The 237-nt window shown below is 32.5% G+C and carries 1 protein-coding gene; it reads right to left on the minus strand.

The window, feature by feature from the left end:
* A partial coding sequence (locus BAU28_RS07460; RefSeq protein WP_165615152.1) for a helix-turn-helix domain-containing protein occupies positions 1-86 on the minus strand: 86 nt, incomplete at its 3' end.
* Positions 87-237: the final 151 nt, after the last annotated feature.

Below are 237 nucleotides of genomic sequence, written 5' to 3' on the forward strand. Positions count from 1 at the left end.
CGTGAACAACCAATTGTTTTCGTAATAGCTATTTTTTGTTCTAAACTAGGATAGATCCGAAACTGATACGCTTTATGGGTAAGCACCGCTTTTCACCTCACTTCCTTTTTTTATTTGTTTACAATCTTTTTCATGATATGTATGAGAACGATATCATGATGTAGCAAAAAAATACTGATCACGTATCATTTCTTCTTTTTTGTCGAAAGTCCTCTGTCCCTTTCAAAAAAATATACA

This window comes from Bacillus paramycoides (assembly GCF_001884235.1).
In the GTDB taxonomy this organism is placed as follows: Bacteria; Bacillota; Bacilli; order Bacillales; family Bacillaceae_G; genus Bacillus_A; species Bacillus_A paramycoides.